Raw genomic sequence first — 17,450 nt, 5'->3', positions numbered from 1 at the left:
ATCATGCCAATTCAGCGGCTTTTACCATCATCTCTTCGTTGACCGTGACGTAACGCTGGGTGGTTTGAATGCTCCGGTGTCCCGCCAGTTGTTGAAGGACGAACACGGACACACCCTTGTTCGCCAGCGTCGTCAAATAGGACCGACGCCCGCTGTGTGAGCGTGCATCCGTCAAACCCGCTTCATCGTAGATGCGGCGGAACAGCATCACCATCGTGGTCGGCGTGAAGTGTCCGCCCTTTTGGCTGCGGATCAGCGGCTTGCGTTCGTCCGTCCATTCACGTTGTTCAAGGTTACGAGCGATCTCGCGCTGGAGCTTGCTGTTGATGAACACCGTGCGGCCACGCTTGCCCTTGGTTTGGTTGGCAGCGAGATGGATGCGATCACGAACCGCACCGCCTTCATTAACGACGTCCATAATTTTTAAGGCCGCGATTTCACCGGCCCGCATGCCCGCCCAGTGCGACAGCAACACAGCAAGGCGATTACGGGTGGAAAGAACGCCGTGCTGGGCGACCACAGCCAGCACGCGCTTCATCTCGGCTTCGGACAGGACTTTGGCTTGCGACATGACGAACACCCATAATGTTATGTTTTCATTCTATGGGTAGTGTCACATAACCTTTTGCCGAGGTCTCCCCGATATCGGGCTTTGAAAATGGCGGAAATCCGCGCTTGGTTATGGTTTTGGAATTAGATAACCTTACAAAGCCCAGGCACTTTGGCTTGGAGATGAGGCTGCCAAATAAATTTTATTATCGCGGCAGCAACCCTGAAGAATAGCTTTCTTGAAATCCCTACCATGCCAGGGAGGGCTAATGAGCACGAGCCGAATACCATATATTCTATCTGCTTTGACCCTTGCCATTGGCGTTATGTTAACATCCGACGGCTTGGCTAGATGGTTGCCAAAATGGATGCAACTACCACTTGACCAAGGATTGGCGACTTTGTTCGCCGGGATACTGGCGCTCATTGCCGGAGCCTTGGCTTACCGGGGAGCTATGGCATCGGTAGAACAAGCTTGGGAGCGGGCGCGCAACGATGACCAGCGCCGCCGACTGAATCTTTATTTGAAGGCCGAGCATATGGCCTACAACCTGCTTGAACACCATCCGCTGAATCAGCTAGCGCCCCGCCTTATATTCTCGGTGGTGGTTGAAGGAAGCTCCATCCCCGGAAAGGTGTCCGCCTCAGAGATTTCCATTACCAGACCACCACAGTTGAATGAACTATGGGAAAATCTATCCGATTTTCCACCCGAAGCAATTCAAGAGATTTGTTCTATTACCCGCAGCTTCAATGCAATCGAAAGCTACATGGACAGTGTCAGGGATGTTCCAGACAGCATGAAATCTCCGATACCTGGCAAGTATTTTAGTATTCGAGATTCTGCTTTCATCCTGAGCAAAATTATGAATCGACACACTCGCAAGCATTGCTGGGAAATCAAAGATCGAGATTTCCTGATCCATGGCGCTCCCAATGATGGTAACTACTAATGAAGAAGCTTAAGGGCACTAAGGAAAACGTGAGGGCTGATCAGGCCGTGACTAAAGGCAGTAGCCCTATTCAATCCGTGGCTTTGCAGTAACAATCTCTGCCGCCATACCATCTCAACTTTCGCGGTTGAAATTGGGACAATCTTCCGTAACTATGGGGCGGATAGATTGCCAATTAGCGATATCCGGGTTTAATGGAGGTGATGTTGATCCGTCAAATCGTCCTTCTGTCAATTGCGTGCATAGCCTTAACATCCTGCGCACACCGCAATCAATCGGATGTGTATGCTCAACAGGCTGCTGCCAGAAGACAGGCAGAGGAGGCGGAAAAGCAGGCTGCACGAGAAAGTACTGCACGGTATGTTGTCTCCCATAAAATGCAGATGTCGATGGAAATTCAGAAAGCAATTGAGGATTCTTTACGAGGCAAGCTTAAAGACCCTGAGTCCGCAAGGTTCAAACATTACTTTGTCGGAGAAACTGGTGTGGAAAATGTATTTTCCGCCTGCGGCGAGGTTAACGCAAAGAATAGCTATGGTGGCTACGTCGGCAGTGTTCCATATTCTTCTGAAATACATATCGAGAGCAATAACGGCAAGAAGTCATATTATGCCACCGCTACCATCGCCGACTTAAAGTATGTAGATATATTTTTCAAATTTTATCCGCAGTGCGATGGCCTATTTAAGTAAGCGACACACACTTGCTTTCCAGGATTAGAGGATTTTACCAAGGCTGCGCCAAGTTACTTTCCTTAAAAATTTTCCGGTCCCATATGGAGTCAAGTAAATGAAAATGCCATTGATGACAACCTGTGTAATCCTGCTTCTAGTTGCTGCATGCGCGCCGTATAAAATTTCTCACCCAAATAAGACAGCTGCTGAGCAAGCAGCCGACCAGTACGACTGCGAGACTCTCGCATTACAGAAAACGAGAGCGCAGGGCTTTGGAAATAACCCAATTATAGTTGGAGACAACACCAGAGATTGCATGGCGAGGAAATACGGCTACACAATTAGTCGATGACTTATGGAATTTTGGCGTATTTACGGAAGCATTTACTTGTAGAGCATGTAGGGGCGCGGGTAGGATCAGGTATGCTCACACACTCTCACCTTTCAAGTTGAATAAATACCCTCAAACCGAGGGCATCAACATGCGTCTTTATGAAATCATCCAAACACCACTGTCCGCCGATCTGTCCTATGACGTGAAATTCAACAGGCTGAAAGTCCGTAAGAAACCGATCCGGTCTGTCGATCACGAAACTGGACGTGTCGTGACTATACCCAACCAGCCACCAAAGCTGACATTGAAACACGTCCACAGAATGAAGCTGTTGCGTCAGCGTTACCTGGAAGCACAGCAAAAACTGACAGCATTTCGTGGGTTGATGTATGGGGGGCATGCACAAGCCGAGCAACGTGATATCGGTGACATGCAATCCCGTATATCTCGACGTGAAAAGCTACAGGCCAAGCTGGACGACATGGCTATTCGTTATGTGAAACGTTCTATAGCCAACCGCTGATGCGGTTAGCTCACGTCGCTGTTTCGTGTCGGGCTTACGCCGCCAGCAAACAGCTTCCGTGTCATTTTCATCACCTTATTTTCTAATAATATTTTCAAGGAAGCGAATGCTTCCGTATCCATGAAATAGCTAAGATTGAAATCCTTCCCCCCCATTTTGGGGAGAAGGACGGCAACACATGAAATGAGCTTGAGTTGGAGCAATCGCACGGGCGTTAAACTGGTGACGTGCTTTACCAGTCCTGTGATCCCGTTCCTTCACCGTCGCATCGACGGTCACGCGGAGGGCTGATGATACCGGACGCTCTAAGCATCAACAGCCTTGGGTGTTGTCGTTCGTGACAGCGCACCCCTTGTCATCTTCAACACAGCATCACTGTGGTGTGCCGGTTTAGGTGGCGACCGGATGAAGAGCTCTGTGACGAGCGTTAAATGACGAACTTCAACCGATGTTCCTTCGTGCCACCCTCACTTATAGCGCCCGTCTGTTGTCCGGTTGTTGCTGTCGCCATTGGGCCTGCGTAGTTGGCAAGCTTGATCTACTGGATGGTTATAACGGATGCATTCACCCGTAAATGTATTTAGCCCGCACCAGAGCAAACCCGCTCAAAATGAACACCAATTGAACATTTTTTCGATAAATACCCTTGAAGGGTGGCAACAAGGCCACCGTTGAACATCGAGGAAACCGCATGAATTACCTGCAAGAAGCCTACGACACGTTGAAACGTGCAAATTTGATAACCAGTTGGGACGACCTATCCACCCGATACCTGTTGAAGAGCCCCAGCTATGCCAGGACCCAACGTGCAATGGGACGTGAGATCAGCTTGGAGGCTTTGGCTTCATTAGCATCCCGCCTGCATCAAACCGGACAAGCTCTGCACGCAAAGAAGCATGGAAATCTGCTGGGCGCGGCGGACGAGATCAGTCGGTTGTCGGACACGTTATGGGCCGCTGTCTACAGACAGTCATTGGACCGTTTACCGCGCCGTCGATTGGATGCTTAAGCATCACCTTGATCCGCATCCCAACCAAATCCCCAACGAACTGGTCGTTGTCCAGGATGGTTGGAATTGGCGTGTCGTTCAAAAATTCAAAGCAAGCGTCGTCGGTCATGGTCGTTCCCCCTTTCAACATATTTAGGACGAACCGGGGAGACCTGCGCTGAAAAAGGGGTGACGTTGCCAACAGCATTATTCAACGCTGTCGGAGCAACATCATGTCCATTCTCAAGACCCTGGCCCTGTCCAATGTCGAGGCCCCGAAGAACACCCGGAATACGGTGAGCACCATTGACCGTGCTCGCGGCAAGTTCGTGGTCAACCTCAACCACCAGATCGCCGCCGTGGATGCCCATATCCAGGGAACCACCCACTACACCATCGGCAAGAAGACCTATGTGAAGGACGAGAGCGGCCAGCGCAACCGCTTGTCCAAGGAAATCGACGTCCGTCCGTGGTGGTTTGAACAGAACGGCGAGTTCTTCGTCACCATCCGGTATGCCAACAAGCCGCTGGAACTGGCGAAGGGCAAGCCGTCCATTGCGGCTGGGAAGTCGCTGGAAGCTGTCCGCACCGTGTTGAACCAGGTCCGTGAAGCGGTGATCGCCGGTGAACTGGACAAGGTGCTGGAAGCCGCCGCCACGGAAGCGCGGAAGCGCATGACCGTGAAGTAGACCGCTACATCGTTAGCTTTTTCAAAAGGAGGGCTTTGTCCCTCCTTTACTTTTTTCGCCCGGCATCGCGTTTTAAAGCTCATGCAGCGTGATTTAGCGCGTGCCCGCACCGTTTAAGCTTAAAATCGACAACGCTCCTGTATGAGCGGAAAATCGGCTTATTATTTAGGTGATGCATCGATTTTGGAAAATTTTACATTTTCGACACAAGGAAAAAAATCCTAATATAACATATTGATTCTATAAGATATGCTTCGACTAGTAAGTTCTCCAAGCGTTAATCTGGGTTTGGCGAAAGCCGAAAAGATCAAGGGTCCGGAGGTTTCCTCCGGGCCCTTTTTCCTGTCCGGCAATCCTTACCTTCAGCGGATTGTGGCGGCGGAAGTGCAAATGTTAAGGTTCGTCCCCTTTAGGGCATGGAGCGGAGCGGGATGACCGGTCGGCAGGCGGGGCAGCGGGGACGGGGGTGGCTGTTCGCCGCCCTGGCGACACTGTGGCTGTCGATTCCCGGCGCGGGCCTCGCCGATACCGCGTCGCCGGTGGTGGCGCTGACCGGTGCCGCTCCGTCCTATTCCCTGGACGGCCGGATGACGGCTTATGCCCAGGATGACGGCTCCGCCACGCTCGTCGACATGGCGGCAAAGGCGTTTTCGCCCCATGTTCCCCCCATCACCACCGGCGTTCTGTGGCTGCGCTTCCAGGCCATGCGCGATACGGGGCAGCCGGCGGAGTGGATTCTGGCCTTTGGCGAGCCGGACATGGACGACGTGCGGGTCTACGCCCCGGATGCCGATGCCGGCGGCGGAGTGAGTGAGACGCGGCTGGGCCGTCGCATTCCCAATGGCGAGCTGGACCTGGCCACCGGACTGCATGCCGCCCGCCTGACCCTGCCGGAAGGCCGGCCGGTGACCATTCATCTGCGTCTTGCCTCCCATCACAAGATCCGGGTGGAGCAGGCGGCCCTGTGGCGGCCGGCGGCCCTGATCCAGGAGGAAGCCCGGCGTTCGGCCATCTATGGCCTGCACATGGGGGCGCTTCTCGTGGTGGCGGTGGTGTCGGCCCTGTTCGGCGCCTGGCTGCGGGACGGGCCGATCCTGGCCTATGCCGCCTACGTGGCCACCATCTTCTGCCGGGGCATGGTCCATACCGGCCTCGCCCCCCTGATCTTTCCCGCCGCCGGTGGCGATTCCAACTATGTGCTGAGCGGCATCGGATTGCTGGGGGGCGGGGCTGCCCTGCTGATGCTGTGGGACCGCGTTCTCGATCTCGGCCGGGTCTTTCCCCTCATGCACCGGCTGTTCATGGGCGGGGCGGGGCTGATCCTTGCGGGAATGCTGCTGGTGCTGCAACCGGCCTTCAATCTGGTGGTGCTGCCGACCCAGGCGCTGGTCGCGGCGGGTGGGGTGGCCGGCATGATCCTTGGCGTCCGCCAGGCCCTGCGCCAGCACGACGATGTGGTGATCCGCATCTACATGCTGGCCTTCCTGCCCGTGGTGCTGGCCTGGGCCATGGAGGTCGCCGCCCGGATCACCCCCCTGGTCCCCGCCGATCTTGGGCGCAGCATGGATATCGGGGCCAGCATTCTTCACGTCGCCCTGCTGAGTGCCGCCCTGGCCTATCGGCTTCGCCTGATCCAGCAGGCCCGCCTTCAGGCCGAGGCGGCGCTGGTCGGCGAACAGGTCTCGCGCCAGCGGCTGCGCACCTTCTTCGACATGGTGGCCCACGAGTTCAAGACGCCGCTGGCCATCATCGACAGCGCGGTCCAGGTGGTGGAACTGGATTTGGGACGGGTGCGCCCCGAGGTGTCCGAGCGCTTCGCCGCCATCCGCCGGGCGGTGCGCCGGCTGGTCAAGCTGATCGAGACCTGCCTGGCGGGGGAGCGCGACACGGTGCTGGCCCTGCGATTGCAGCCCATGGCGCCCGCCGACCTGCTGGAGCGGGTGGTGGAACGCAACCGCGAGCCCGGTCACAGCGACATCGTCGTCACCGTCTCCGATCTGCCCGAATACTGCGTCGCCGATGCCGAATTGCTGGGAATCGCCCTCGACGCCCTGATCGACAACGCCAGGCGCTACGGGCCCGCCGGCCAGACGCTGGAGATTCAGGCCCGGGGGCGCGACGAGCGGCTGGAACTGCTGGTGGCGGACCGGGGGCCGGGCGTTCCCGACGCCGAAGCCGAGCGGGTCTTCGAAAAGTACTACCGCGGCTCGGCCGCCAGGGGGATTCCCGGCACCGGCATCGGCCTGCATCTGGTCAAGGCCATCGCCGAGATGCACGGCGGCAGCGCATCCTGCCGCCCCCGCGCGGGCGGGGGCGCCGAATTCGCGGTGGTGGTTCCGCTCAGAGCTTGATGCCGTAGCGGATGGCGCCCCAGTGGCGCTTTCCCACGAAGATCGGACAGTCGACTTCCTTCAGCACCACGAAATTGCCGCCGCCCATGTCGCGGGCATAGGTCTGCGCCAGGTATTCCCGGGTGTTGCGGGCCGCCAGGATGCCGGTGCGGTCGTCGAACATCCGGCGGTTGCGGCTGTTGGCGGTGTTCCACACCGTGTCGCCGGGGCGCTGGGGCTGGGAATAGATCTTGTTGTGGGTGGCGATGTAGCCGTTGCGATCGGCGACGCAGCAGAACACCCCGCGCGGGTCGGAGGCCAGCACCGGCTCGATGATGCCGGGCACCACCAGATCGGTAAGGTCGCTGTGCCGGGCCAGCATCTGCTGGGGATCAGTGTCGGGAATGGGGGTGTATTCGCTTTCGAACAGGTCGGCCAGACTGATGCGGCCGGCGTTGACCGCCTGCTCGAAGGCCTGGGCCACATCGGCGGCGGCCTTGCGGGCCGCGTCGATGAAGGGGGTGTCCTTGGCCTGGGCGGCTTCGATGGCTTCGCTCAGCTTTCGTCTGGTCTCCGAGCCCACCTTCAGGTACTGGCACTGGATGCCCAGCTTGCTGCCCAGGATGGCCTTGGTGGGGATTTCGCCGATGCCGGGGAAGGTGATGGTGCCCACTTCGCCTTCCAGCCTGGGGGCGTTGCCCACCACCAGCAGGGCGCCCATCACCGAGATGTCGCCCGTATGGCCGCTGAAGGTATGGCCGGCGAAATCGGCGGTGAATTCCAGCGAGGCGGGGATGCGATCGACGGCGCGGCGGTTGCCGCCGTACGAGGTGCGCAGGATGACGTTGAGGCGGCGCTGCAGGGCGCCGATGTCGTGGTTGACCAGCATGGACAGCTCGCTGACCTTGCGGGCCGTCAGGCCGGTCTGCTGGGACGCCTTCAGCACGTCGGCGGCGGCCTGGGCCACGTCGCGGGTATGGTCGGCGGCCTGCACGGCGCTGGACATGATTTCGCCGGTGGCGGCGCGCTGCTCGTCGGTGGAGGCGGCGATCTGGGTGGCGATCTGCTCCATGTCGGAGATGGTGTCGGCCACGGCCTGAACGGTGGCGACCGCCGCCTGGGTGGTGGTTTCGATGTCGCGGGCCTGGGCGTTGACGCGGCCGATGGCGTCCTCGGTCTGCTCGGCCAGCCCCTTGACCTCGGAGGCCACCACGGCGAAGCCCTTGCCCGCGTCGCCGGCCCTGGCCGCCTCGATGGTGGCGTTCAGGGCCAGCATGCGGGTCTGCCCGGCGATGGTCTGGATCAGGCTGACCACGTCGCCGATGCGGGCCGTGGCCTCGGTCAGGGTTCCGACGCTGGAACTGGCGTCGTCCACCCGCTGGCGGGCCGCCGCGCTGTGCTCGGCACTGCGCTGGATGCGCGAGGTGATCTCGCGCGACGAGGCCTCCAGCTCCTCGGTGGCGCCGGCCACGGTCTGGACGTTGCCGCTGGTGATCTCGATGGCGTGGGCCACGGTTTCCGACTTGCCGCGCACTTCCTCGGCGGTGGAGAGCAGGTGGGCGGCGCCTTCCTTCAGGCGTTCCGCCTGGGTGGAGATCTCCGCCACCGTGGTCTCCACCTCGGCTTCCAGCAGCTCGGTGAGATTGAGCATCTCGGTGCGCAGTTTTTCCTGGGCCTTGCGGGCATTCTCGCCGCGTTCCTGGACGCTGTAGGCCAGCTTGGCCTCCATGGCGCGGAGCAGGGCGCTGGACCGCTGGAACTCGCGGACCTCCTCGGCCTTGATCTCGTGGGTGAAGTCGCCCCGCGCGATGGCGTCGAAATGGTGTTCCAGGGTGGCGATGGGCCGGCGGAGATAGCGGATCAGGACCACGGCCATGAAGGTGGCCAGCAGTGTTCCCGCGATCAGCGTCGACAGGCCCAGGCGCATGTGGTGGGTGAAATCGCTGCGCGCCCCTTCGTAAAGCTCCGCCGCCTGACGCAATTGCAGGGTCAGGAGATCCTTCAGAACCTCATGGGCCTGCTCGAACAGCGGAAACAGCGTGGTGGCGTTGTGGCGGCTGAGCGCGGCCGCATCGCCTTTTTCCGCCAGATCGATGGCCGCCATCAGCCCCTGCTGGACGAAGTCGGCCCGCCTTGCTTCGAAATCGCCGGCCAGTTCGGCCTCTTCACCGGTCAGCGGGTTGGCGCGGTAGGCCTTCCACACCGAGGCGATGTGCTCGGCATTGGCGCGGATGCGGAGCACCCGCCGGGCCACGGAATCCGGTTGGCCGCCATTCAGGTCGATCTGCATCTGCTGGGCCAGCAGCATGTTCTCGCGCATGCGGTCGACGATATCGACGAACTGGCCCGCCGGAACGGTCCGTTGCTCGTAGACGCTCTTCAGCGCCTCGTTGGTATCGTTCATTCCGTCCAGGGTGAACCAGGCGACGATGCCCATCACCATCACCATTACCGTGACGATCACGGCAAGCCGGCCGGAGATGGAGTTGAAGGTGCGGCCCAGGCGGGCGGCCAGGGTGGTGCTGACCACCTGGCCTTCCTCGACCTTGACGTTGCGGGCCTTGCCGGTGCGGACCTGTTCGTAAAGATGCTCGGCGGCGTCGATCTGGGCGCGGGAGGGGGCGGTCCGGATGGAGATGTAGCCGGTGATCTGGCCGTCTTCCATCTCCGGGGTGGCGTTGGCGCGGACCCAGTAATGGTCGCCGTTCTTGGCGCGGTTCTTGACGATGCCTTCCCACGGCTTGCCGGCCTTGATGGTGGTCCACAGATCGGCGAAGGCCACTTCGGGCATGTGGGGATGGCGGACGATGTTATGCGGCGCGCCCATCAGCTCTTCTTCGGAAAAGCCACTGATCTCGACGAAGGCCTGGTTCACGAAGGTGATGCGGCCCCCCAGATCGGTCTTGGACACCAGGATGGTGCCTTCGGGGAGTTCGATCTCGGTATTGGTGATCGGCTCGTTGATACGCATATGCACCCTCTCCCCGTCCGTCTTATACCGAGGGTATATATGCCCCGAGAGGGACAGCTGTCTAGCTAACCGTTTGGCTAGAAATGGCGGCAAGGCTTTCATGCGGAAATAACATGGCATCGGGGCGCCGCCGTCATCTCCACGTCATCTTCGCCGGCTAGGATGGGCCACCGGATCGAGGAGATGGAACGGTGCCCAGTATCTACCTGCCAATCGCCGAGCAATCGGTGGGCGTCTTCAGCCTGCTGGCGGTGGGCGGGGGAATCGGGGTTCTGTCCGGCATCTTCGGGGTGGGCGGCGGCTTCCTGCTGACCCCGCTGCTGATCATGCTGGGCATTCCGCCGGCGGTGGCGGTGGCGTCGGGGGCCAATCAGGTCCTGGGCTCGTCGGTGTCGGGGGTGTTCGCCCATTGGCGTCGGCGCAACGTGGACGTCAAGATGGCGCTGTTCCTGCTGGCCGGCGGCTTTGCCGGTTCGGCGGCGGGCGTCTGGCTGTTCGCCCTGTTGAAGCGCCTGGGACAGATCGATCTGGTGATCAGCCTGTCCTATGTGGGCTTCCTGGGATCGGTGGGCCTGCTGATGCTGGTGGAGACCCTGCTGGCCATGCGGGCCGGTGCGGCGGGACGCCCCGCCGGCAAGCGCCATGTCCATCATGTGTGGCACGGCTTGCCCTGGCGGACGCGCTTTCCCCGGTCGGGCCTTTACATCAGCGCCCTGCTGCCCCTGGGGGTGGGCGCCTTCGGCGGCCTGCTGGCCGCCCTGATGGGGGTGGGCGGCGGCTTCATCCTGGTGCCCATGATGATCTACATCCTGGGCATGCCCACCGCCGTGGTGGTGGGGACTTCGCTGTTCCAGATGATCTTCGTCACCGCCAACGTCACTCTGCTGCAGGCCTTGACCACCCATTCGGTGGACCTGCCGCTCGCCCTGATCCTGCTGGTGGGCGGCGCGGTGGGGGCGCAGTTCGGCTCGCGGCTGGGGGCGAAGCTGGGCGGCGAGAAACTGCGCCTGCTGCTGGCCCTGATCGTGCTGGCGGTCTGCGCCGAGATGACCGGCACCCTGGTCGTGGCGCCCGACGACCCGTTTTCGCTGGATTAATCCAGGAACTGCTCCGCGCCCACCACGCCCAGCCTGGTGACGCCCTGGTGCTGGGCGCTCGCCATCACGCCGGCCACGTGGGCGTAGGCGACGGCCTTGTCGGGGCGGACGTGGACTTCCGGCGGGTTGGCGGCGGTGGCCGCCTGGCGCAGTCTGGCGTCCAGCTCGGCGCGATCGGCGACCGGTTCGCCGTTCCAGCCGATCCGGCCCTGGGCGTCGATGTCGATGCGCACCACCTCGGGCAGGATGGCGGCGGGCGGCGGCGGCCCCTGGGGCATGTCGAGCTTCACCGAATGGGTCTGCAGCGGAATGGTGATGATCAGCATGATCAGCAGCACCAGCATCACGTCGATCAGCGGCGTGGTGTTGATGTCGATCATCACGTCGGGGTCGTCTGATTGCTCTTCGAACATGGAGACCTCAGCGCGGCGGCGGTTCGGTGATGAAGCTGACCTTGGTGATGCCGGCCCGTTGCGCGGCGGCCAGCACGCGGCCCACATGCTCGTAGGCCACGTCCTTGTCGCCCCGGATGTGGATTTCCGGCTGGGGCGCCCTGGCCGCCGCCGCATCCAGGCGGGCGGCGAGGTCGGCACGGCTGCCGAGGCCTTCCTCGTTCCACCAGACCGTGCCGTGATGATCCACGGCGATGGTGACGTTGCCGGGCTGGGTGATGGTGGGCTGGTTGGCTTCCTTGGGCAATTGCAGCGGCACGGTATGGGTCACCACCGGGATGGTGATGAGGAAGATGATCAGCAGCACCAGCATCACATCCACCAGGGGCGTGGTGTTGATGGACGCCATCACGCCGTCCTCGTCGCCGTCTTCGCCGGCCGGGCCGAAGGAGATGGCCATCAGCGCACCACCCGCAGGCTGGCCCCGCCGTTGGAGCCGGCCAGCAGCACCGCGTGCAGGTCGGCGGCGAAGGCCCTGACCTTCTCGGCCACCAGCTTGTTGCGCCGCACCAGCAGGTTGTAGCCCAGCACGGCGGGCACGGCCACGGCCAGGCCGAAGGCGGTCATGATCAGCGCCTCGCCCACCGGTCCGGCCACCTTGTCGATGGCCGCCTGTCCGGCGATGCCGATGGCGGTGAGCGCGTGGTAGATACCCCAGACGGTGCCGAACAGCCCGACGAAGGGGGCGGTGGAGCCCACGGTGGCCAGGATGGCCAGCCCGCCCTGCAGGTCGGAGACGATCTCGCTCACCGAACGCTGGATGGACATGGTCACCCAGGTGTGCAGGTCGATCTTCTCGGTCAGCGAGCCCTCGTGGTGCTGGGCGGCCTCGATGCCGGCGGCGGCCACGAAGCGGAAGGGGCTGTCCTCGGCCAGGGCGCGGGCGCCCTCGGCCACGGAAGCCGCCTTCCAGAACCCGGCGGCGGCGGCCTTGGCGTGGCGCATCATGCGGGCCTGCTCCACCAGCTTGACCACCAGGATGTACCACGACGCCATGGACATCAGGGCCAGGATGATCAGGGTCCCCTTGGAGACGAAATCACCCTGGGCCCACAGGGCGTCCAGGCCATAAGGATTGTCCACCACCTGCTTGGCGACGGCGTGCCCGTCCTCCACGTGGCCGGCGAGGGCCGGGTCGGCCAGCAGCAGCAGCGGCAGGGCGGCGAAGGCGATACGGAGCATGGTCTTGTTTCCGGTCATTGCAGTTTCCAGACATAGCGGATGCGGGCCCACGAGCGTTCGGGGCGGCCGTCGACGGTGCCGGGCTTGAAGCGGCACAGAGCCAGGGCCTGACGCGCCGCCTCGTCCAGGCGTTCGAAGCCGCTGGAGGCCTCGACGACGCTTTCCATCACCGAACCGTCGGCCTCGATCAGGAATTTCAACACCACCGCCCCGCTTTCCTCGGCCCGGCGGGACGCCAGGGGATATTGCGGCGGCTTGCAGGGGCGGTTCTGGTCGAGGGTCGGCGGCACCTTGACCACCTCGTGCACCGGCTCGGGCGTCGGTGCCACGATGGCGGCGGGCGGCGTGGGCGCGGTGGGGGCAATGTCGGTGGTGGCGGTGATGGCGGCGGGCGGCGGCGCCTGAACCCGAACCTTGGGCGGCGGAACATAGGCGGGCGGCGGCGGCTTCACCGCTTTGGGCTGGGGCGGCGGCGGTTCGACCTTGGGCGGCGGCGGCTTGATCAGTTCGGCGACGACCTTGGCCTCCAGCGGCGCCTTCAGGATTTCGACGGCGCAATGCCCCAGCCCATTGGCCAGGGCGTAAATGGCGGCGGCGTGCAACGCCACCACCCCGGCCAGACCGGCCAGACGCCTTTGGGAAGACGGCCGTTGGCGTGCCGCGTACATGGCTACTCCACCGCGATCAGCCGCCAGCCTTCGGCGGCGGTGATCCAGGACAGGAAGGCTTGCGTCCCGTTGCCGAGCAGAATCGGCCGGTCCGAACCATCCCGCGTTTGGGCCAGGCCACGGGGCTGCGACCATGTGCGGCCGGAATCGTCCGAGGACTGGACCTGGACCGTGGTGTTCTCTCCGTCGAACTCCTTCCAGGCCAGCCACACCCGCCCTTTGAGCGCCAGGAGGTGGGGCTGGGTGACGGTATGTGCGGCATTGCCCAGGGGGCGCGGCGCGGAGAAGGCCGCATCCGGTCCGGGGGCCTGGGCGATGAACACTCCCTTGCGGTTGCCGCCGCCGCTGTACCAGGCCGCGTGCATGGCCCCATCGGCCGCCACCGCCAGGGACGGCCCCACATGGGGGCAGGCGTCGATGCGCCAGTTGTCTTCGGCGATCTTGCGAAGGGGGCCGGGATGGTCGCGGTCGGCGAAAACCATCACGGCATGGTCGCGGATATTGGGCTCGAAGATGTGACGCCACAGGGCCACCGGGCGACCGTCGGGGGTGAGGTCCAGCCCGATGCGGCAGCACTCGCAGACATCGGGCAGGGCGATTCCTTCATGGGCGAAGGTCTCGCCGCCGTCATCGGACCAGGCCAGCCCCAGGCCGCCGCCCTTGTGCGGATGGCCGGCGGCCTTGGCGGCGGCGGCGCCCCGTTTGTCGATCCAGCCGAGATACAGGCGGTCGTGCCCGTCCACCTTGAGGGCGGGAAAGCGCTGGCTGGCGGGATCGGAAGCCACGGATTTGGGAGGCAGGAAGGTCGTGCCGCCGTCCAGGGAGCGGGCAAGCACCATGGCGCCGTTATAGGATTTGTCGCGGCTGGCCCAGGCGGCGAAGATCCTGCCCTTGGAATCGGCGGCCAGGGCGATGCGGGCATCGGCGTTGGCGTCGATGGTCTGGCGTTCCGCATTGAGCGGCCGAGGAGGGGCGAACGACGCCCCCAGATCGGTCGAGCGCGCCGCCATCACCCGCCCGCCCGCCGCCCAGCCGAGGATCAGGGTGCCGTCGGCCAGGAGGAGGGGGGTGGCCTGGGTGGCGCAGGCCAGCCGGGTGTCTTCGGCCGAGCAACCGGGGGGCAGGGCGGGGCCGTGCCCCTTGTGGCCGGCTTCCGCCGCCCCGGCCGCCGGAGCCGACAGAACCGTCAGTCCGGCGAAGAGCAGGGAAAGGATCTTGCTCGACATGGATGGCGCTCCTACAGCTTCAGCTTCATTTCGGCGATGAAGGTGCGCTGGGGGAAGGGGTGGAACTCGTAGAACTTGCAGTCGTTGACGTTGTCGATGCCGATGGCGGCCTCGAGGTTCTCGCTGTGCTTGTAGCGGGTGCGCACGTCGATCACGAAGAACGAGTCAAAGGAGCCGTACACCTTGTTGACGTAGTCGGTATTGTCCATGGTGGTGGCCATGCGGTCCTGGTAGCGGGCCGCCGTGGTGAAGGCCCATTCGTCATTCGGCCGGTAGGTGGCAGCCACCGTGCCGCGCAGCATGGGGATGTTGGGAACCCGCTTGCCCACCGTCTGGGTGCCGCTGCCCCAGGTGGGGTTCTCGAGGATTTCCGCATCCACGTAGGTGAGGCTGCCGGCCAGTTCCAGGCCGGGGATCACCACGTTGTTCTGCTGCGAGGCGAGTTCGACGCCGCGATTGCGGATCTCACGCACGTTGGTGACGTAGGTGGAGGTGCCGGTGGCGCTGGCGGTGGACTGGCTGATCAGGGCGTTGGTGACGTTCTCCTGGAACAGCGAGATCCGGCTTTTGCCGTCGCCCAGGGTGGTCTCCAGCGCCAGTTCATAGCTGTTGACCCGCTCGGGCTTGAGGTCGGGATTGGCGATGGTGGTGTTGGTGCCGGTGCCGGTGCTCAGATACAGTTCGGACACGGTGGGGAAGCGGGTGGACTTGGCCGCCGAGCCGGAGACCGTCCATTGGGGAGCGAAATCCCAGGCCAGCGAGCCCTTGGGGGAGAACGCGGTGCGGTCACTGTCCTTGGCGGCGGCGCTGCTGCTTGCCGAGCTCTGGACGAAGCCCTTGAAGGTCTCCCAGTATTCGTAGCGCCCGCCAAAGGTGGCCTTGACGGTATTGGTCAGCTTCCAGACATCCTGGGCCCAGGCGGCATAGGTCTGGGTGTTGCCGCGTGAATCCGCGATCGTCCCGGTCACCGGGGCCTCGGTCCGCCAGTTGGAGGTGGTGTAGGTGGGGGCGAACAGGATGTAGCGGTCGTAATGAGCACCGAAACTGGCCTCGTGGGCGCCGCCGGGACCGTTGGGGCGGAAGATGCCCTTCACGTCGGACGTCGTCCAGTTGGTGCCGTCCATCTGGGTATACTTGCCGTTGGTGGTGAAGGTGGTGCCGCCGGTGGTGCCCAGGGGCTGCTTCTGGATATCGCGGTCGTAGTGCACGTGGGTAAGGTTGCCCTCGAAGTCCCACTTGCCCTTGGTGTCGGATTTCAGCGACAGGGCGTGCGAGGTCTGCACCTGCTCGAGGATGTAATTGGCGGCGGCGAAGGTGCCGCCATTGTTGCTGCCCGACGTGTCGGCCGCGCCGAAGGTGGTGGCGCCACTGGTATCCTTCAGATAGCTCTCGACCCGCGAGCGCCCATGATTCTGCCAGAAACCAAGGGTATAGGTGGCCTTGATCTCGGGGGTGAGGTCGTAGGCGAATTTGGCCTTGAAATTCTGCATTTCGGTGCGCAGCAATCCGCCCACACCCACCACGTTGGCGGTGGCGCCGGACTTGTTCACGGCGGCGATGGTGCCGGTGGTGCTGGTCAGGCCGGTGGTGTTGCCGCGGGTCAGGACGCTGACCGGTTGGGATTCGCTGTAGGTACTCGACCCGGCGAGGAAGAACGAGAAATCGCCGAGCTTGTGGCCGAGAGTGGCGCTGCTCTTGTCGGTGCGATAGGTGTCCTTGGTCTGGTAAAGATCGAAATATTGCAGCGTCTCGGTCTGCTTGGCGCTGGCTTCCAGTTTCTCCGGCATGCGGGTGGTGATCTGCAGCACGCCGCCCATGGAATTGCCGGCATGCTGGGCGGAGAAGGGGCCGTACATCATGTCGACCCGCTCGATCTCCTCGGGGGCCACCATGCCCCAGCGTGGTCCGCCCTTGGTATTGTCGTTGGCGATCAGGGCCGAGATCGGAATGTCGTCCACATAGACCAGGGAACGGGCGCTGGAACTATAGCCCCAGGTCCGCGTCATCAGAACCGCCTGGGTGTCGCCGTTGTTGCGTTTGCGGACCGAAAGGCTAGGCATGTACTTCACCGCGTCCTCGGGATCGACCACGTTGATGGTGTCGGCCATCTTTTCGGCGGTGATGGATTCCGAGGTATTGGGAAGCTTGTACTTTTCCATCACGCTCGGCTTTTCCTGAATCACCACTTCCGGCATGTCGGCGGCGGCGTCGGCGCAATAAGCCGGGCCGGACGCCACGGCCAGAATGGAGCAAAGGGCGGTGCCGGCGCACAGCATGGCGCGGCGGGAGATCAGGGCGGGCATGGTCGATCCTCGAAAACCGTGAAATGCCCCCGATGGGGCAGGAAAGGTTCAGACGGTGCGAGGCGTGGACGGGGGCGCGCGGGAGCGGGCGAAGGCCGGGCGCGCGGACAAAGGCACCTGATCGTCGGCCAGGTGGGGCGCGATGGTCTCGGTGGCGGTGGGAATGGGGGGCTGTACGGCGAATCCCGCCATGGCCGGATCGCCGGCCATGGGCAGGCAGAAGACACAGTGCCGAATCTGCGGCGAGGAGGCCGGAACACTGTCCGGCGCCGCGTCGACCTTGCCGTCGTGGCAGAGCGACGATTGCAGGTCGGCCTGGAAGGCCGCCTCGCCGGCCAGGGCGGCGATGCCGCCCGCGTTGAACAGCGGCACGGCCAGTTGCAGGGCAAAAGCCAACAGCAGCAGCCGCGCGATACCGGTCCACCGGACCCGTATCCCCCGCAACCAACCGCTTCGACTCAAGATGCCGCCGCTCATTCGTCCGGCCGCTCCAAATGAATGTCAAGACGAC

At 62.6% G+C, this 17,450-nt stretch carries 17 protein-coding genes; 7 read left to right on the top strand and 10 right to left on the bottom strand.

The features are described 5' to 3' along the window. Position 1: 1 nt before the first annotated feature. Positions 2–571, bottom strand: a complete 570-nt coding sequence (locus WV31_RS01185) for a tyrosine-type recombinase/integrase (RefSeq protein ID WP_085371956.1) — start codon at positions 569–571, stop codon at positions 2–4. Between the two features lie 247 nt (positions 572–818). Here WV31_RS01185 and WV31_RS21310 point away from each other — a divergent pair, with 247 nt between their 5' ends. The 4 genes from WV31_RS21310 to WV31_RS22785 all read left to right on the top strand — a co-directional run bounded on the left by WV31_RS21310 (position 819) and on the right by WV31_RS22785 (position 4,042). Then, on the top strand, positions 819–1,502 hold the full coding sequence (locus WV31_RS21310; protein WP_145980699.1) for a hypothetical protein: 684 nt from the start codon (positions 819–821) through the stop codon (positions 1,500–1,502). Between the two features lie 203 nt (positions 1,503–1,705). After that, positions 1,706–2,194, top strand: coding sequence for a hypothetical protein (locus WV31_RS21305; RefSeq protein ID WP_145980698.1), 489 nt, complete (start codon positions 1,706–1,708; stop codon positions 2,192–2,194). A 464-nt stretch (positions 2,195–2,658) separates the two neighbouring features. After that, a complete protein-coding gene (locus tag WV31_RS21300; protein ID WP_145980697.1) occupies positions 2,659–3,033 on the top strand; it encodes a hypothetical protein in 375 nt (124 codons plus the stop codon). Between the two features lie 691 nt (positions 3,034–3,724). Then, positions 3,725–4,042 (top strand): DUF6626 family protein, encoded by a 318-nt coding sequence (locus tag WV31_RS22785; protein ID WP_442915519.1) that lies wholly within the window; start codon positions 3,725–3,727, stop codon positions 4,040–4,042. Here the strand turns inward: WV31_RS22785 and WV31_RS01175 are convergent. After that, positions 3,960–4,151, bottom strand: a complete 192-nt coding sequence (locus WV31_RS01175; protein ID WP_145980696.1) for a hypothetical protein — start codon at positions 4,149–4,151, stop codon at positions 3,960–3,962. The two genes, WV31_RS22785 and WV31_RS01175, sit on opposite strands and share 83 nt — an antisense overlap. 103 nt (positions 4,152–4,254) lie before the next feature. On the opposite strand from WV31_RS01175, the gene WV31_RS01170 reads away from it, so the two are divergent. Then, positions 4,255–4,710 carry a hypothetical protein gene (locus tag WV31_RS01170; RefSeq protein ID WP_085371953.1) on the top strand — a complete coding sequence of 152 codons (456 nt, stop codon included), beginning with the start codon at positions 4,255–4,257 and terminating at the stop codon, positions 4,708–4,710. Between the two features lie 431 nt (positions 4,711–5,141). After that, on the top strand, positions 5,142–7,061 hold the full coding sequence (locus WV31_RS01165) for a sensor histidine kinase (protein ID WP_168185826.1): 1,920 nt from the start codon (positions 5,142–5,144) through the stop codon (positions 7,059–7,061). Here WV31_RS01165 and WV31_RS01160 read toward each other — a convergent pair. Further along, positions 7,051–10,011, bottom strand: coding sequence for a methyl-accepting chemotaxis protein (locus tag WV31_RS01160; protein WP_085371951.1), 2,961 nt, complete (start codon positions 10,009–10,011; stop codon positions 7,051–7,053). The genes WV31_RS01165 and WV31_RS01160 overlap by 11 nt on opposite strands. Before the next feature lie 191 nt (positions 10,012–10,202). On the opposite strand from WV31_RS01160, the gene WV31_RS01155 reads away from it, so the two are divergent. Further along, the gene (locus tag WV31_RS01155) at positions 10,203–11,108 is read left to right on the top strand and encodes a sulfite exporter TauE/SafE family protein (protein WP_085371950.1); all 906 of its coding nucleotides are present in this window, start codon (positions 10,203–10,205) and stop codon (positions 11,106–11,108) included. Here the strand turns inward: WV31_RS01155 and WV31_RS01150 are convergent. From WV31_RS01150 to WV31_RS01120, 7 genes are read right to left on the bottom strand one after another with little or no spacing between them, the layout of a single operon-like run. Continuing rightward, positions 11,105–11,521 carry an ExbD/TolR family protein gene (locus WV31_RS01150; protein ID WP_085371949.1) on the bottom strand — a complete coding sequence of 139 codons (417 nt, stop codon included), beginning with the start codon at positions 11,519–11,521 and terminating at the stop codon, positions 11,105–11,107. The two genes, WV31_RS01155 and WV31_RS01150, sit on opposite strands and share 4 nt — an antisense overlap. Before the next feature lie 7 nt (positions 11,522–11,528). Then, complete coding sequence (locus tag WV31_RS01145) at positions 11,529–11,960, bottom strand: ExbD/TolR family protein (protein ID WP_085371948.1); 432 nt, start codon at positions 11,958–11,960, stop codon at positions 11,529–11,531. After that, positions 11,960–12,760, bottom strand: a complete 801-nt coding sequence (locus WV31_RS01140; RefSeq protein WP_085371947.1) for a MotA/TolQ/ExbB proton channel family protein — start codon at positions 12,758–12,760, stop codon at positions 11,960–11,962. Before WV31_RS01140 ends, WV31_RS01145 begins: the two co-directional genes overlap by 1 nt. Beyond that, a complete protein-coding gene (locus WV31_RS01135) occupies positions 12,757–13,410 on the bottom strand; it encodes an energy transducer TonB (protein WP_085371946.1) in 654 nt (217 codons plus the stop codon). Before WV31_RS01135 ends, WV31_RS01140 begins: the two co-directional genes overlap by 4 nt. Positions 13,411–13,412: 2 nt before the next feature. Further along, positions 13,413–14,636 (bottom strand): glycoside hydrolase, encoded by a 1,224-nt coding sequence (locus tag WV31_RS01130; protein ID WP_085371945.1) that lies wholly within the window; start codon positions 14,634–14,636, stop codon positions 13,413–13,415. An 11-nt stretch (positions 14,637–14,647) separates the two neighbouring features. Then, on the bottom strand, positions 14,648–16,939 hold the full coding sequence (locus tag WV31_RS01125; protein ID WP_085371944.1) for a TonB-dependent receptor: 2,292 nt from the start codon (positions 16,937–16,939) through the stop codon (positions 14,648–14,650). Positions 16,940–16,987: 48 nt separating this feature from the next. After that, positions 16,988–17,383: a DUF2946 family protein gene (locus WV31_RS01120; protein ID WP_237051429.1), complete on the bottom strand. Its 396-nt coding sequence runs from the start codon at positions 17,381–17,383 to the stop codon at positions 16,988–16,990. Positions 17,384–17,450 lie beyond the last annotated feature (67 nt).

Source organism: Magnetospirillum sp. ME-1 (assembly GCF_002105535.1).
Classification (GTDB): Bacteria; Pseudomonadota; Alphaproteobacteria; order Rhodospirillales; family Magnetospirillaceae; genus Phaeospirillum.
This window is presented reverse-complemented; position numbering and strand designations above follow the sequence as displayed.

Excerpts from the sequence above, each read along its gene's own strand:
- WV31_RS21300 (WP_145980697.1), top strand. The coding sequence starts at position 2,659 with ATGCGTCTTTATGAAATCATCCAAACACCACTGTCCGCCGATCTGTCC.
- WV31_RS01135 (WP_085371946.1), bottom strand. The coding sequence starts at position 13,410 with ATGTACGCGGCACGCCAACGGCCGTCTTCCCAAAGGCGTCTGGCCGGT.
- WV31_RS22785 (WP_442915519.1), top strand. The coding sequence starts at position 3,725 with ATGAATTACCTGCAAGAAGCCTACGACACGTTGAAACGTGCAAATTTG.
- WV31_RS01175 (WP_145980696.1), bottom strand. The coding sequence starts at position 4,151 with ATGACCGACGACGCTTGCTTTGAATTTTTGAACGACACGCCAATTCCA.
- WV31_RS01140 (WP_085371947.1), bottom strand. The coding sequence starts at position 12,760 with ATGACCGGAAACAAGACCATGCTCCGTATCGCCTTCGCCGCCCTGCCG.
- WV31_RS01165 (WP_168185826.1), top strand. The coding sequence starts at position 5,142 with ATGACCGGTCGGCAGGCGGGGCAGCGGGGACGGGGGTGGCTGTTCGCC.
- WV31_RS01185 (WP_085371956.1), bottom strand. The coding sequence starts at position 571 with ATGTCGCAAGCCAAAGTCCTGTCCGAAGCCGAGATGAAGCGCGTGCTG.
- WV31_RS01170 (WP_085371953.1), top strand. The coding sequence starts at position 4,255 with ATGTCCATTCTCAAGACCCTGGCCCTGTCCAATGTCGAGGCCCCGAAG.
- WV31_RS21305 (WP_145980698.1), top strand. The coding sequence starts at position 1,706 with ATGTTGATCCGTCAAATCGTCCTTCTGTCAATTGCGTGCATAGCCTTA.
- WV31_RS21310 (WP_145980699.1), top strand. The coding sequence starts at position 819 with ATGAGCACGAGCCGAATACCATATATTCTATCTGCTTTGACCCTTGCC.
- WV31_RS01160 (WP_085371951.1), bottom strand. The coding sequence starts at position 10,011 with ATGCGTATCAACGAGCCGATCACCAATACCGAGATCGAACTCCCCGAA.
- WV31_RS01150 (WP_085371949.1), bottom strand. The coding sequence starts at position 11,521 with ATGTTCGAAGAGCAATCAGACGACCCCGACGTGATGATCGACATCAAC.
- WV31_RS01145 (WP_085371948.1), bottom strand. The coding sequence starts at position 11,960 with ATGGCCATCTCCTTCGGCCCGGCCGGCGAAGACGGCGACGAGGACGGC.
- WV31_RS01130 (WP_085371945.1), bottom strand. The coding sequence starts at position 14,636 with ATGTCGAGCAAGATCCTTTCCCTGCTCTTCGCCGGACTGACGGTTCTG.
- WV31_RS01125 (WP_085371944.1), bottom strand. The coding sequence starts at position 16,939 with ATGCCCGCCCTGATCTCCCGCCGCGCCATGCTGTGCGCCGGCACCGCC.